We start from the raw sequence: 14,633 nt of genomic DNA on the forward strand, positions 1-14,633 counted from the left end.
CACACCCTGATTGAAGATCGCCCGCTCAATGAATACGACGTTTTCCTGCGTAGGTTGCGGCAAATGCTGCACCGATCACCACGTGCCTCTCACGCTGGCCGAAGCCCGTATGTGGGCGGCTGACGGCGGTCAGGTGATCGTGTTGGTGGAGGCATTTCTCGCCAACGGCCTGGGCCTGCCGGAACAGCAGCGTGAGCATGCGCAGCGTCGTTCGGCGGTAGTACGCAGCGGAAACTCCGACGCCCATGTGGCGATCACCTTCGCCGCCTACAACGTCGGTCCCTGCCGGAATCTTGACGAAGACAAGCTGTGCCGCATCTACGAGCGCCGGCCGCTGGTGTGTCGCATCTATCCCGCCGAAATCAATCCGCACATTCCGCTGAACCCGGCTGCCAAGGACTGCCCGCCGGAATCGTGGGAACAGGGACCGGAACTGATCGTCGGTGGTGAATTGGTGGATCAGGAACTGGTGACGCTGATCCAGCGCTCCCGTCAGGCGGATCGCGATGACATCCGGACCAAGGATGCGATTTGCGGACAACTTGGGATCCGCACCACCGCACTCAAGGGCGACGGGTTTACCGCGTACCTGCCGGACATGGGCGTGTTTGCCTCGGTCATCGATCAGGTCACCGCGCAGCCATTGAGCGAAGTGTCCAGTGAATGGCTGTTTCACCTCTCCGGTGATGATGTCGCCGGGCAAGTGCTGGCGGCGGGTGCACACGTGGTCACCGAGCCGCCGCAGACTTACGCGTTCATTTCCCTGCGCGCGGCCTAGGATCCCTGCCGTCGCCCCCAGAACTCCCGCGCCAGCGAACGCAAATCCCCCGCCAGCCCCGCCACGTCCTGTGAGTTGAGCTGGCTCTGGCGCCCTTCGTCCACCGTCAGTTCACACGCCGTGCGAATACTGACGATGTTGCGGTTGATGTCCTCGCTCACCGCGCTCTGCTCTTCGACTGCGGCAGCAATCTGCAGGCTCATCTCGGTGATCTGCTCGACCCGCCCACTGATCCCGTCCAATGCCCGTGCCGCACGCTGCGCCTGTTCGACGCTGTTATCCACATGCTCGCTGCTCTGCTGCATCACCAGCACCGCATCCCGCGCACCGTTTTGCAGGGTGCTGATCATCCGCTGAATCTCGTTGGTCGACTGCTGAGTGCGCTGGGCCAGACCCCGCACCTCATCGGCCACCACCGCAAACCCACGCCCGGCATCCCCGGCCCGCGCAGCTTCGATCGCCGCGTTGAGCGCCAGCAGATTGGTCTGCTCGGCGATGCTGCGGATCACCTCCAGCACTCCGGAAATCTCGCTGCTGTGACCTTCGAGCTGATGAATCACCTCGGTCGCCCGCCCCAACTCCTCGGCCAGCCGCAACACCGCACTGCGACTCTCGCCGACCAACAGATGACCTTCACGGGTTTCCGTCCCCGCCATATCCGCCGCCACCGACGCCTGCTGCGCATGGCTGGCAACCTCGGCCACACTGGCCGCCATCTGATGAATCGCCGCCGCCACCTGATCGGTTTCCGCCTGCTGCGCCAGCGTACTGGTATGACTGCTGTGCAGATGATCGACCAGTTGCGCGGCATGCCCGGCCAGCCGTTGCGACGCATCACCGATCCGCCCGACCACCGCGCCGACCTGGGCTTCGAGCATCTGCAAGGCGAACTCGATCTGCCCGAACTGATCCCGCCGCCCGGTATAAATGCCCTGGCTCAACGGATTGTCGGCAATCAGCCGCGCCCGTTCGGTCAGTCGCTCCAGCGGCCGCAGCAACCAGCCCACGCCCAGCGCACACGCGCCACTGCCGGCCACCAGCGCAGCGGCTTCGATGCCCATGGACTCCGGCCGCAGCCAGGCTTCAATCCCCAGTACCACCACCAGCACCGAACTGGTCAACGCCATGATCCGCGCCCGCAACCCCAACACCGGCAGCCGCTGCCAACGCGACACCCGCTCCCCGCGCAACTGCGCGTAAGCCCGCTCTGCCGCAGCGACCTGCCGCGCATCCGGCCGGGTACGCACCGACTGAAACTCCACCGCCGCACCGTTCTGCGTGACCGGCGTGACATAGGCACTGACCCAATAGTGATCACCGTTCTTGCAACGATTCTTCACCAGCCCCATCCACGACCGCCCGCGCTTGAGCGTCTGCCACATATGGGCAAACGCCTGCGCCGGCATGTCCGGATGACGCAACAGGTTATGCGGCGTGCCCAGCAGCTCGTCACGGCTGTAACCGCTGATCTTGATGAAGTCGTCGTTGGCGTAGGTGATCGCGCTGGTCAGATCGGTGGTCGAGAGAATGTTCGCATCCGGCGCAACATCGACATTGCGCCCGGTCACCGGGAGATTGATCTTCATGGAAAGCGCGCTCGTTTTATTGGAAAGAGTCGGCAGGGCTGCTGACTCTAAGCGCACTAACTGGTTAAACGTTGATCTGGCTCAGGAACTGAGCACTTAGCCATCACTGTGATCGAAAATCACAGCGACGGCCGAGGCGGGAGTGAATCAGCGCTTGCCCATCGAACGGCGAGTGCCCGACGGAGCGACGCCCGGGATCTTGGCATGACGGTCACCGTCTTTGCCCTTGAACTGCGGCTGCTTGGCCGCTTTGGCAGCGGCCAGGTCACCTGGTTTGAACGGGAACTTGAAGGCCGGGATCTTGGCTTTGGTTTCGTTGGTTTCAGCATGCTCGGCCGTGACGTCGCTGATAGCGTCATCAACTGGCGGTTGGGTCGGGGAAGTCATAAAAGCTCCGCAAAGCAAAAAGTCGGGCCCGAACAGTGAGCCGCGAAGGCGCGCAGTATACCCGCGCGCCCAATATCGGCACCTGAAGATTTACACGGCACGCCGAACGGCCTACAGATAACTGATGGTGACAATGCCCTTGTCGCTCGAAGTCTTCAGCGCCTCATACGTGACGGACAACGGCAACGCCTCATGACTGCACGCATTGCGATAGGAATCGACATCAAGCGTCAGGCCAGGCTTGACCTCAACCTGCCGCGACGCCTTCGAACCCAACGCCCCGACACGCCCCACCTCACAACCGGAATCGACAATCCGCCCGCTGAACCGGATCTCACCGGAACTCGTCTGCGGCGCGGCAAAGACACAAAGCGGAAGCAAAACAAGCCCAGCCGATATCGCGATATTCAACTTCATGGCAAAGACACTCCCGAAAGACCCACCCCAATGGCGTCAGGGCCGTACACCGTGTATCCGCTGGTGGGGGCGGATCTTTAGAAGCGTAGATGGCGCGGGCCGGGAAAGATGAAAATCCAGAGATCGCCACCACCACCACCACCACCACCACCACCACCACCACCCTGCTCCTCACCACTCAACACGATGAGCGTTAGCTCAAGTACCGCTTTTGACGTACCGGCCCCTTCGGCAGGCTGAGTGGAGGGATTCATCCGGGGGTAGGCGCGTAGCGCCGTTTGGCGAAGCCAAACACATCGAGAGGAGGTGCAGCGAAGCAAACCGTAGGCGATGCCCCCGGATGAATCCCGGAACGAAGGAACGCCGAGCCACAGCGAGGCGCCGTACGCCGGGGCCCAGCCTTTTGGTTCCTTTTTGGCGTTTGAAAAAGGGACTCGCCGTAAGGGCGAAACCGCCAGCGGCAGCACCCGCAGAAACGGATATTCACAAAGAACACCCAAAGCCTGGCCGGCCCAAAGGCCGCCAAGCCAAAAGCCGAAACTGACAGCGCCGTCAGCTAGCCGTCACCCTCCTGACCCCCAAACAAGTTTATAAAGAACCAACCTGCCCAAACCCCGTCCCCCTGGCGCCCCACAAGCATGCAAATCCAGAAGAAAAAGGCCCTGCTCGCCACCCTGCTGATCGCCCTCGCAGCCGCTGGCCTGTGGTACGCGATAAAACCCGCACCGGCCAAACTCGCCGCCCCCACCGCCATCCCGGTCAGGGTCGTCGCCGTCAGCGAAAAAGATGTCCCCCGCTACACCAGCGGCATCGGCTCGGTCCTCTCGCTGCACAGCGTCGTGGTGCGACCGCAGATCGACGGCATCCTCACCAAACTTCTGGTCAAAGAGGGTCAACTGGTCAAACAGGGCGACCTGCTCGCCACCATCGACGACCGCTCGATCCGCGCCAGCCTCGACCAGGCCCGGGCACAATTGGGCGAAAGCCAGGCGCAACTGCAAGTGGCGCTGGTCAACCTCAAGCGCTACAAACTGCTCAGCGTCGACGACGGTGTATCGAAGCAGACCTACGACCAGCAACAGGCACTGGTCAACCAGCTCAAAGCCACCGCCCAAGGCAACCAGGCTTCGATTGACGCAGCGCAGGTACAACTTTCCTACACCCAGATTCGCTCCCCGGTCACCGGCCGCGTCGGGATTCGCACGGTCGACGAAGGCAACTTCCTGCGCATGACCGACACCCAGGGTCTGTTCACCGTGACCCAGATCGACCCGATCGCCGTCGAGTTTTCCCTGCCGCAGCAAATGCTGCCGACCCTGCAGGGCCTGATCAGCGATCCGCAGCGCGCACAGGTCAAGGCGTACATCGGCGCCGACACCGACGGCGAAACCGGCAACCTGCTCGGCGAAGGTCACCTGACCCTGATCGACAACCAGATCAACGCCAACACCGGCACCATTCGCGCCAAGGCCGAATTCGACAACCCCAATCAGAAGCTCTGGCCCGGCCTGCTGGTGACGGTAAAAATTCAGACAGCACTGGATAAAGATGCGCTGGTGGTCCCGCCCACTGTCGTACAACGGGGACTGGATCAACACTTTGTATACCGGGTCAACGGCGACAAGGTGGAAGCCGTTCAGGTGCAAATGGTTTACCAGGGCAGCGGTCAGGACATCATCAAGGGCGTGAAACCCGGCGACGTATTGGTCAGTGACGGCCAGTCACGGCTCAAACCCGGTTCGACCGTGCAGGTCATGAGCGAGCCGCCGCAGGTGGTGCAAGCGGAGCCCAAGCCATGAAGCAGCACAAAGGCGTTTCGACCTGGTGCATTGATCACCCGGTGGCGACGATTCTGCTGACCATCGCATTGGTGCTGGTCGGGGTGATTGCCTTCCCGCGCCTGCCGATTGCCCCGTTGCCGGAAGCGGAATTTCCGACGATCCAGGTCTCCGCGCAACTGCCCGGCGCCAGCCCGGACACCATGGCCTCGTCCGTGGCCACGCCGCTGGAGGTGCAATTCAGCGCCATCCCCGGCATGACCCAGATGACCTCCAGCAGTGCGCTGGGCTCCAGCCTGCTGACCCTGCAATTCACCCTCGACAAGAGCATCGACACCGCCGCCCAGGAAGTGCAGGCCGCGATCAACACCGCCGCCGGCAAACTGCCGAAAGACATGCCGACCCTGCCGACCTGGAAGAAGGTCAACCCGGCCGACAGCCCGGTGTTGATCCTCAGCGTCAGCTCGACCCAGATGCCCGGTACCGAACTCAGTGACCTGGTGGAAACCCTGCTGTCGCGTCAGATCAGTCAGATCGACGGTGTAGGCCAGATCAACATTACCGGTCAGCAACGTCCGGCGATTCGTGTACAAGCCTCGGCGGACAAACTGGCCGCCATCGGCCTGACCCTCGCCGACATTCGTCTGGCGATCCAGCAGACCAGCCTCAACCTCGCCAAAGGTGCGCTGTACGGCGAGTCGAGCATTTCCACGCTGTCGACCAACGACCAGTTGTTCCACCCTGAGGAATACAGCCAGCTCATCGTTTCCTACAAGGATGGCGCCCCGGTTCACCTGAAAGATGTCGCCAAAGTCGTCAACGGTTCGGAAGATGCCTACGTGCAAGCGTGGGCCGGCGATCAACCGGGGGTGAACCTGGTGATCTCCCGCCAGCCGGGGGCCAACATCGTCGAGACGGTGGACCGCATTCAAGCCGCCCTGCCCGGCCTCGAAGCCATGCTGCCGGCCTCGGTGCAGGTCAAAGTGCTGATCGACCGCACCCAGACCATTCGTGCCTCCCTGCATGAAGTGGAAATCACCCTGCTGATCGCGATCCTGCTGGTGGTGGCGGTGATGGCGCTGTTCCTGCGCCAGTTGTCCGCGACGATGATTGTGTCGGCGGTGCTCGGCGTATCGCTGACCGCCAGTTTCGCCTTGATGTATTTACTCGGTTTCAGCCTGAACAACCTGACGCTGGTTGCGATTGTGGTGGCGGTCGGGTTTGTGGTCGACGATGCGATCGTGGTGGTGGAGAACATTCACCGTCATCTGGAGGCCGGCGACAGCATGCGCGAAGCGGCGGTCAAGGGCGCCGGCGAGATCGGTTTCACCGTGGTCTCGATCAGTTTCTCGCTGGTGGCCGCGTTCATTCCGTTGCTGTTCATGGGCGGCGTGGTCGGACGGTTGTTCAAGGAGTTCGCCCTGACGGCGACTTCGACCATCATGATTTCCGTGGTGGTGTCGTTGACGTTGGCGCCAACGCTCGCAGCGCTGTTCATGCGCAAACCGGTGCATCACGCCCATGACAAACCGGGGTTCAGCGAGCGCCTGCTCGGCTGGTACGAAAAAGGCCTGCGCCGCGCCCTCGCCCACCAGAAACTGATGATCGCGGTGTTCGGTGTTTCTGTAGCGATGGCCATCGGTGGTTACATCTTTATCCCTAAAGGGTTCTTCCCGGTGCAGGACACCGGCTTCGTCCTCGGTACGACGGAAGCCGCCGCGGACATTTCCTACAGCGACATGGTGAAAAAACACCTGGCGATGGCCGAAATCGTCGCCGCCGACCCGGCCGTGCAGGCGTTTTCTCATTCGGTGGGCGTGTCCGGCAGCAACCAGACCATCGCCAACGGCCGCTTCTGGATTGCTCTGAAAAAACGCGGTGATCGCGACGTTTCGGCCAGCCAGTTCATCGACCGCATCCGTCCGCAACTGATGAAAGTCCCCGGCATCGTGCTTTACCTGCGCGCCGGCCAGGACATCAACCTCAGCTCCGGCCCGAGCCGTGCGCAGTATCAATATGTGCTCAAGAGCAACGACGGGCCGACCCTCGCCACCTGGACTCAGAAACTCACCGAAAAGCTGCGCAGCAACCCGGCGTTCCGTGATATTTCCAACGACCTGCAACTGGGCGGCAGCATCACCCACATCAGCATCGACCGCAGCGCCGCTGCGCGTTTCGGCCTGACGGCGAGTGATGTCGACGAGGCGCTGTACGACGCGTTCGGGCAACGGCAGATCAACGAGTTCCAGACCCAGGTCAACCAGTACAACGTGATTCTGGAGCTGGACACCAAACAGCGCGGCAAGGCCGAAAGCCTCAACTACTTCTACTTGCGCTCACCGCTGAGCGGGGAAATGGTGCCGCTGTCGGCGCTGGCCCGATTCGATGCACCGACCATCGGCCCACTGTCGATTGCCCACGACGGCATGTTCCCGGCCGCCAACCTGTCGTTCAACCTGGCGCCCGGCGTGGCATTGGGTGACGCGGTGATCCTGCTCAATCAGGCCAAGGCCGAGATCGGCATGCCGACCGCGATCAGCGGCAACTTCCAGGGCGCGGCCCAGGCGTTCCAGAGTTCACTGGCCAGCCAGCCGTGGCTGATTCTGGCGGCGCTGGTGGCGGTGTACATCATCCTTGGTGTGCTTTATGAAAGCTTCGTCCACCCGCTGACAATCATCTCGACCTTGCCGGCAGCGGGCCTTGGCGCGGTGATCATGCTGTGGATCTGCGGCCAGGACTTTTCGATCATGGCGCTGATCGGGCTGGTGCTGCTGATCGGTATCGTCAAGAAGAACGGCATCCTGATGATCGACTTCGCCCTCGAAGCGCAGCGTCATCGCGGGCTGTCACCGCAGGACGCGATTTTCGAGGCGTGTATCACGCGGTTCCGGCCGATCATCATGACCACCCTCGCCGCCCTGCTCGGCGCGCTGCCGCTGATGCTCGGCTACGGCACCGGCGCCGAACTGCGCCAGCCGCTGGGGATCGCGGTCGTGGGCGGCTTGCTGGTCAGCCAGATGCTGACGCTGTTCACCACACCGGTCATATACTTGTGGCTTGAGCGGCTGTTCCACAAGCCCAAACCATCGCCCGTCGCGGCGCTGGCAACGACAGACTGAGGCGGGTCATGCGCGTTCTGATTATCGAAGACGAAGAGAAAACCGCGGACTATCTGCACCGCGGCCTGACGGAACAGGGTTACACCGTGGATCTGGCTCGCGACGGCATCGAGGGCCTGCACCTGGCGCTGGAAAGCGACTACGCGGTGATCGTCCTCGACGTGATGCTGCCGGGCCTCGACGGCTTCGGCGTACTGCGCGCGTTGCGTGCGCGCAAGCAGACGCCGGTGATCATGCTCACCGCCCGCGAACGGGTTGAAGACCGGATCCGTGGTTTGCGCGACGGCGCCGACGATTACCTCGGCAAGCCGTTTTCCTTCCTCGAACTGGTGGCGCGCCTGCAAGCGCTGACCCGTCGCAGTGGCGGCCATGAACCGGTGCAAGTGAGCATCGCCGACCTGTGGATAGATTTGATCAGCCGCAAGGCCACCCGCGCCGGCACGCGACTGGACCTGACCGCCAAGGAGTTTTCGCTGCTCAGCGTGCTGGCCCGGCGTCAGGGCGAAATCCTGTCGAAAACCGCGATTGCCGAGATGGTCTGGGACATCAATTTCGACAGCGACGCCAACGTTGTCGAAGTCGCGATCAAGCGTCTGCGGGCCAAGCTCGACGGGCCGTTCGACGAGAAACTGCTGCACACCATCCGTGGCATGGGTTATGTGCTGGAGAGCCGTGGTGTCCAGTAATTCGATTGCGCTGCGCTTGAGCGGGATGTTCACGCTGGTGGCGCTGCTGGTGTTTCTGTTGATCGGCGGCGCGCTGTATCAGCAGGTGGACAAGGGCTTGGGGCTGCTGCCGGAAGCCGAGCTGGACGCGCGTTATAGCGTGCTGGAGTCGGCACTCAACCGATTCGGCACTCCCGAACATTGGGTGAAGATCAACGCCAAACTGAACTTGCTCGGCGAAGAAGACAAACGCATCCGCTTCTGGGTGGTGAGCGGTGACCCGGGTTATGAATATGGCCAGCCGGACGCCATGATCCGCGCCTTTGCCCAAGGCCCCCTGGGCATGCGCGACCTGCAACTGCCCAACCATGATTACCCGCTGAAAGTGCTGCTGACCGAACTGCCGGCCAAGGACCAACGCCCGCCCCTGCGCTTCATGATCAGCATCGACACCGAGACCTTTCACCAGACCCAGCACAACCTTCTTATCGCCTTGATCGGCCTGGCGATTGTCGGCGTGCTGCTGGCTTCGGCATTGGGTTACTGGGTGGCGCGGATCGGCCTCAAGCCACTGATCAAGCTGTCCCACGAGGCGCAACGCCTGGCACCGCCGCTGCGGGCCGGACGCCTGCGTCTGTCGCCGTTGCCACCGGAACTGGAACAGTTTGTCGACTCGTTCAACTCGACACTGGAGCGGGTTGAACAAGCCTACTCACGGCTGGAATCGTTCAACGCTGACGTGGCCCATGAGCTGCGCTCACCGCTGACCAACCTGATCGGCCAGACCCAGGTTGCCCTCACTCGCGGGCGTTCTGCCGAACATTATTTCGAAGTGCTGCAATCCAACCTCGAAGAGCTGGAACGCCTGCGCTCGATCATCAACGACATGCTGTTTCTGGCCAGTGCCGACCAGGGCAGCAAGGCCACCAAACTGACCTCGACGTCACTCGCCGATGAAGTGGCGACCACCCTCGAATACCTCGATTTCATCCTCGAAGATGCACAGGTCGAAGTACGAGTGAGCGGCGACGCGCAGGTGCAGATCGAGATCGCTCATTTGCGCCGGGCGTTGATCAATCTGCTAAGCAACGCAGTGCAACACACCGCGCCAGGACAGGTGATCGAAGTGCAGATCACGGTCGAGGAACATCAGGTCAGCATCGGCGTGGCCAACCCTGGCTCACCGATTGCCAGCGAGCATTTGCCGCGCTTGTTCGAACGCTTCTACCGGGTCGATGCGTCGCGCAGCAACAGCGGCAACAACCATGGTCTGGGGCTGGCGATCGTCAAGGCGATTGCGCTGATGCATGGCGGGGATGTGTTTGTGCGCAGTGATCGCGGAATGAACACTTTTGGCATTCACCTCCCGGTCTGAGGATCTGGATCGTTGCCATTCCCGCAACAGTCATTTATGAAAATCACGCTGTTTCCCAACGCCCGGCAACCTTATCTTTGCCCGCACCAAACAGCACTTGCCAAGCAAGAAGGTTTTCAAGATGTCCAACAGTATGGGTATTGCCAGCGCTTTCGTTTTGTCCTCATTGATCCTGTCGCCGATGGCGATGGCTGAAGAATCGCAGTCGTTCGTAGCGCAAAACGCCGCTCGCGCCCAGGCATTCGAGCAGTATCAGGCAGACGTGATGGCCAAGGCCCAAGACGCCACGCAAGCCCCTCAGGCCGCAACTTCCAAGGTTCAGGCAGCCGAGAAAGACAGCTGAATCGCGCACTACGCAACGTTTCCCTCGACGCGGTTGTTTGGCTCTTCCCGTTCAACCGTCGTCCTTCCAGGCCGCTGACTTTCAGCGGCCTTTTTTCGTTGTGGTGTGCAAGCGGACAGGTTCGTCTCTTACAATTAGAAACATCCCGCACCTCAAGACATTGAAGTGTCAGTTGACCCAAGGAGCTTTACCGCACGTGCGTTACCCAGTTCGCTTCACCCCGCTGTTCATTGCAATTGCCGCAACGATTGCCCCCGCCGCCCACGCCGCCGAACCCGAGAAAGAAGGCTTCGTCGAAGGCTCGAGCCTCAACCTCAATGCCCGCAACTACTACATGAACCGTAACCGCCTGCAGCAGACGGACGACAACATCGAGTGGGGCCAGGGTTTCCTCGGCAAATTCCAGTCGGGCTACACCGAAGGCACGGTCGGTTTCGGCATTGATGCCCACGCCATGCTCGGTCTGAAACTCGACGGTGGTGGCGGTACGGACAACTCCAGCATCCTGCCGGTCAGCGACGGCAACGGCAAAGCGCCGGGCTCGTTCTCCACCGCGGGTGGCACGCTGAAAATGCGTGCGTTCGATACCGAACTGAAGGCCGGTGACCTGTTCCTCACCAACCCGGTGATCGCCGGCGGTGAAAGCCGCATGCTGCCGCAGACCTTCCGTGGCGTCAGCCTGACCAACCACAGCTTCGACGGCTGGATGATCGAAGGTGGCCAGGCCAGTTTCACCAAACCGTACAACCAGAGCGGTCACAAACGCATCGGCACCTCTTACGGCACGCTCGCCGAGCACGATGACAGCCAGCACCTGAACTGGGCCGGCGTGGCCTGGAGCGGCGTCGAAGGCCTGACCAGTAGCCTTTATGCTTCCGAGCTGAAGGACATCTGGAACCAGTACTACTACGACCTCGACTACACCTGGGCGCTGAATGATCTGGTGACCCTCAACCCGGGCCTGCACTTCTATCACACGCAGGACACCGGCGACGCGTTGCTGGGCAACATCGACAACAACACCTACAGCCTGCATTTCACCGTCGGCATCGGCAGCCACAGCGTCACCGCCGCGTACCAGCGGGTCAACGGCAACACGCCGTTCGACTACATCAGCCAGGGCGACAGCATCTACCTCGACAACTCCCAGCAGTACTCGGACTTCAACGGCCCGAATGAGCGCTCGTGGAAACTCAAGTACGCCTACGACTTCGCTGGTCTCGGCATGCCGGGTCTGACTTCGGCCGTGTCCTACTCGCGCGGCACGCTGGACCTGACCAAGGTCGACCCGGACAGCAAAGGCTACGCCACGTGGTACAGCGCCGAAGGTCGCAACGCCAAGCACTGGGAACGTGACATCGACCTCAAGTACGTGGTGCAGAGCGGCCAGGCCAAAGACCTGGCGGTACGTCTGCAATGGGCCACCAACCGTGGCGGCAACGGTTACGGCGCGCTGGATACGGACACAGATGAATACCGCGTGATCATCGACTACCCGATCAACGTCTTCTAAGATCGGCGCTACAGTAAGAAGGCCAGCCTTATGCGCTGGCCTTTTTCTTGCGTGTGCGGCAGCGACGTTTGTACAACTACGCTTAGAAGACTCTTCAACCGATAACCCAACCATGATCGCGAGCCGTACCCCACCCGTTGCGGGCAAGACCGGACGCCCCGAGTTGCTGTTGATCCTCGGCAGTCTGCTGAGCGTCATCGCGATTGTGTGCATCGTCACTTTTTTGCTGATTCGTGAGCACGCCAACGCTCAGGAATCGGCAACGCGCAGTGCCACCACCATCGCCCAACTCATCGATGCCGATGTGTTGCGCACCGTTGAGCTGTACGACCTGACCCTGCAAGGGCTGATCGCAGCGGCCCAGCGCGATGACCTGAAAAGCGTGTCACCGCAGATTCGTCACCTGGCGCTGTTCGACCGCTCGACGACGGCGCGCTTCAAGGGCGACATCCTGCTGCTCGACAAACATGGCGAGGTCATCGCCGACTCCTCGCGGGTCGAACCGCTGCCGGGCAATTTCGCCGACCGCGATTACTTTCTCGCCCACGCCTTCAACCGCGACACCGGCATGTACATCAGCCGCCCGTTCAAGCCACGTTGCGACTGCGACGACGCCAACCAGTGGCGTGTCAGCTTCAGCCGGCGCATCTCTTCGGACACCGGTGAATTCCTGGGTGTGGCGGTCGCTTCGATGAAGCTCGATTACTTCGACCAGTTGTTCAACAGCCTCGACATCGGCGTCGACAGCACGCTGAACATCATCAACAACGACGGTATCCTGCTGGCCCAGAAGCCCTATCTGCAAAGCGATTCGATCGGCAAGAGTTTTGCCGCCCGTCCCAATGTGGTGCGGATTCTGCGCGACCGCAGCGGCAATGGCAGTTTCAGCAGCATTTCGAGCATGGATCACCAGCAACGGCTTTACACCTACTCTCAGGTCGGCAACCTGCCGCTGACAGTCATCGTTGCGCTGTCGAGCGATGAAGTGTTCGGGGCGTGGAAGCGCACGGCGATTCTGATCAGCGGTGCCACCGGTGTGCTTTGCCTCGGCCTGTTATGGCTGACCTGGCTGCTGGCCCGGGAGCTGCGCCTGCGGCAACGGGCCGAACGAGAACTGGCGCAACTGGCGGCCACCGATGCCCTGACCGGCGTCGCCAACCGGCGGATGCTCGATCAGGCGCTGCGACACGAATGGTTTCGTGCCCAGCGCTCGGGCAAGGCACTGTCGGTGCTGATGGTCGATGCCGATCACTTCAAGGCATTCAACGACCGGCATGGCCATCAGGCCGGGGATCAGGCACTGCGTGAACTGGCCAAAGTGATTAGCGCCAATGTGCGGCGCCCGGCGGATCTGGTGGCACGTTATGGCGGTGAAGAGTTCTCGGTGATCCTGGCCGAAACCGACAGCGTCGGCGCGCAACAGATTGCCGAGCATGTGCGGGCGGCGGTGGAACAGTTACCGCGCCTGGAGGGGGATGAAGTGCCGATGACCGTGAGCATCGGTATCAGCACCTGGACAGCGGCGAGCGAAATCAGTCTGGAGCAGTTGATGTTTGCAGCGGACAAAGCGCTGTATCAGGCCAAGGAAGGTGGCCGGAATCGAGTGGTGGTGGCGTCCTGAAAACAGGCATAAAAAAAGGCCACCCAAAGGTGGCCTTCAAAAAACTAGAGAGGTTTTTTACTTACACCGCCGCAACCGGGCGCATGTAAGAGATTGGTGCGGTGCTGGCGTCTTCGAACGTCACGACTTCCCAGGCATCTGTCTGCTCAATCAACTTGCGCAGCAGCTGGTTGTTCAGTGCGTGGCCGGACTTGAAGCCCTTGAACTCACCAATCAGGCTATTGCCCAGCAGGTACAGGTCGCCAATTGCATCGAGGATCTTGTGCTTCACGAATTCGTCTTCATAGCGAAGGCCGTCTTCGTTCAGTACGCCATCGGCATCGACCACGATCGCGTTTTCAACGCTGCCGCCGAGTGCGAGGTTGTGCTTGCGCAGGTACTCGATGTCACTCATGAAACCGAAAGTACGGGCGCGGCTGACTTCTTTTACGAACGAAGTGCTGGAAAAATCCACGCTTGCACTTTGGGTGCGGTCCCGGAAAACCGGGTGATCGAAATCGATCTCGAAGCTCACCTTGAACCCTTCGAAAGGGACGAAAGTGGCGCGCTTGTCGCCGTCTTCCACTGTCACTTCACGCAGGATGCGGATGAATTTCTTGGCGGCGTCCTGTTCTTCCAGGCCTGCCGATTGAATCAGGAATACGAAAGGTCCTGCGCTACCGTCCATGATCGGGACTTCGGACGCGGAGAGCTCGACGTAGGCGTTATCGATGCCCAGGCCAGCCATGGCCGAGAGCAAGTGCTCTACCGTGTCCACTTTGACGTCGCCGTTAATCAGCGTCGTCGACATAGTGGTTTCACCGACGTTTTCCGCGCGGGCAGGAATCTGCACCACAGGGTCGAGGTCAGCGCGACAAAACACAATGCCAGTGTCGACAGGCGCAGGCTTGAGGGTCAGGTAGACCTTCTCCCCGGAGTGCAGGCCTACACCTGTGGCACGGATAATATTTTTCAGTGTGCGTTGTTTAATCATGGCTTGGGCCGCTTCAGCGCAAATTGCGAACTGGTATCAACAAAGGCTGGCGATGATAGCAGACCATGCCTTTGCTGA

Annotated in this window: 12 protein-coding genes and 1 pseudogene; 8 read left to right on the top strand and 5 right to left on the bottom strand. The window is 61.1% G+C overall.

Features of this window, described 5'->3' with window-relative positions; all coding sequences use genetic code 11:
* The first annotated feature begins 28 nt into the window (after positions 1-28).
* Complete coding sequence (locus AC1RR7_RS28600) at positions 29-778, top strand: YkgJ family cysteine cluster protein (protein WP_273540385.1); 750 nt, start codon at positions 29-31, stop codon at positions 776-778.
* Here the strand turns inward: AC1RR7_RS28600 and AC1RR7_RS28605 are convergent.
* The 4 genes and pseudogenes from AC1RR7_RS28605 to AC1RR7_RS28620 all read right to left on the bottom strand — a co-directional run bounded on the left by AC1RR7_RS28605 (position 775) and on the right by AC1RR7_RS28620 (position 3,168).
* Positions 775-1,839, bottom strand: a complete 1,065-nt coding sequence (locus AC1RR7_RS28605; RefSeq protein WP_404943113.1) for a methyl-accepting chemotaxis protein — start codon at positions 1,837-1,839, stop codon at positions 775-777. The two genes, AC1RR7_RS28600 and AC1RR7_RS28605, sit on opposite strands and share 4 nt — an antisense overlap.
* Positions 1,840-2,082: 243 nt before the next feature.
* Positions 2,083-2,364: pseudogene (locus tag AC1RR7_RS28610) on the bottom strand (PAS domain-containing protein); the annotation flags it as partial.
* A 147-nt stretch (positions 2,365-2,511) separates the two neighbouring features.
* Positions 2,512-2,751 (bottom strand): hypothetical protein, encoded by a 240-nt coding sequence (locus tag AC1RR7_RS28615; protein ID WP_096822819.1) that lies wholly within the window; start codon positions 2,749-2,751, stop codon positions 2,512-2,514.
* A 111-nt stretch (positions 2,752-2,862) separates the two neighbouring features.
* Positions 2,863-3,168 carry a fimbrial protein gene (locus tag AC1RR7_RS28620; RefSeq protein WP_096822820.1) on the bottom strand — a complete coding sequence of 102 codons (306 nt, stop codon included), beginning with the start codon at positions 3,166-3,168 and terminating at the stop codon, positions 2,863-2,865.
* 638 nt (positions 3,169-3,806) lie between these two features.
* On the opposite strand from AC1RR7_RS28620, the gene AC1RR7_RS28625 reads away from it, so the two are divergent.
* The 7 genes from AC1RR7_RS28625 to AC1RR7_RS28655 all read left to right on the top strand — a co-directional run bounded on the left by AC1RR7_RS28625 (position 3,807) and on the right by AC1RR7_RS28655 (position 13,582).
* Positions 3,807-4,967: an efflux RND transporter periplasmic adaptor subunit gene (locus AC1RR7_RS28625; protein ID WP_096822821.1), complete on the top strand. Its 1,161-nt coding sequence runs from the start codon at positions 3,807-3,809 to the stop codon at positions 4,965-4,967.
* Complete coding sequence (locus AC1RR7_RS28630) at positions 4,964-8,065, top strand: multidrug efflux RND transporter permease subunit (RefSeq protein WP_249484779.1); 3,102 nt, start codon at positions 4,964-4,966, stop codon at positions 8,063-8,065. Before AC1RR7_RS28625 ends, AC1RR7_RS28630 begins: the two co-directional genes overlap by 4 nt.
* Before the next feature lie 8 nt (positions 8,066-8,073).
* Positions 8,074-8,751 carry a heavy metal response regulator transcription factor gene (locus AC1RR7_RS28635; RefSeq protein WP_053123617.1) on the top strand — a complete coding sequence of 226 codons (678 nt, stop codon included), beginning with the start codon at positions 8,074-8,076 and terminating at the stop codon, positions 8,749-8,751.
* Complete coding sequence (locus AC1RR7_RS28640) at positions 8,741-10,105, top strand: heavy metal sensor histidine kinase (RefSeq protein ID WP_493158859.1); 1,365 nt, start codon at positions 8,741-8,743, stop codon at positions 10,103-10,105. Before AC1RR7_RS28635 ends, AC1RR7_RS28640 begins: the two co-directional genes overlap by 11 nt.
* Positions 10,106-10,226: 121 nt before the next feature.
* Positions 10,227-10,448, top strand: coding sequence for a hypothetical protein (locus AC1RR7_RS28645; protein WP_493158860.1), 222 nt, complete (start codon positions 10,227-10,229; stop codon positions 10,446-10,448).
* Between the two features lie 196 nt (positions 10,449-10,644).
* Entirely contained in the window at positions 10,645-11,961 is a 1,317-nt protein-coding gene (locus tag AC1RR7_RS28650; protein WP_273540036.1) for an OprD family porin, read from the top strand.
* Between the two features lie 112 nt (positions 11,962-12,073).
* Complete coding sequence (locus tag AC1RR7_RS28655; protein WP_102621248.1) at positions 12,074-13,582, top strand: sensor domain-containing diguanylate cyclase; 1,509 nt, start codon at positions 12,074-12,076, stop codon at positions 13,580-13,582.
* A gap of 61 nt (positions 13,583-13,643) precedes the next feature.
* Here the strand turns inward: AC1RR7_RS28655 and lpxC are convergent, their stop codons facing one another.
* A complete protein-coding gene (lpxC, locus tag AC1RR7_RS28660) occupies positions 13,644-14,555 on the bottom strand; it encodes a UDP-3-O-acyl-N-acetylglucosamine deacetylase (RefSeq protein ID WP_007916984.1) in 912 nt (303 codons plus the stop codon).
* Between the last annotated feature and the right edge of the window lie 78 nt (positions 14,556-14,633).

The organism is Pseudomonas sp. GW821-FHT11G12, from assembly GCF_058808055.1.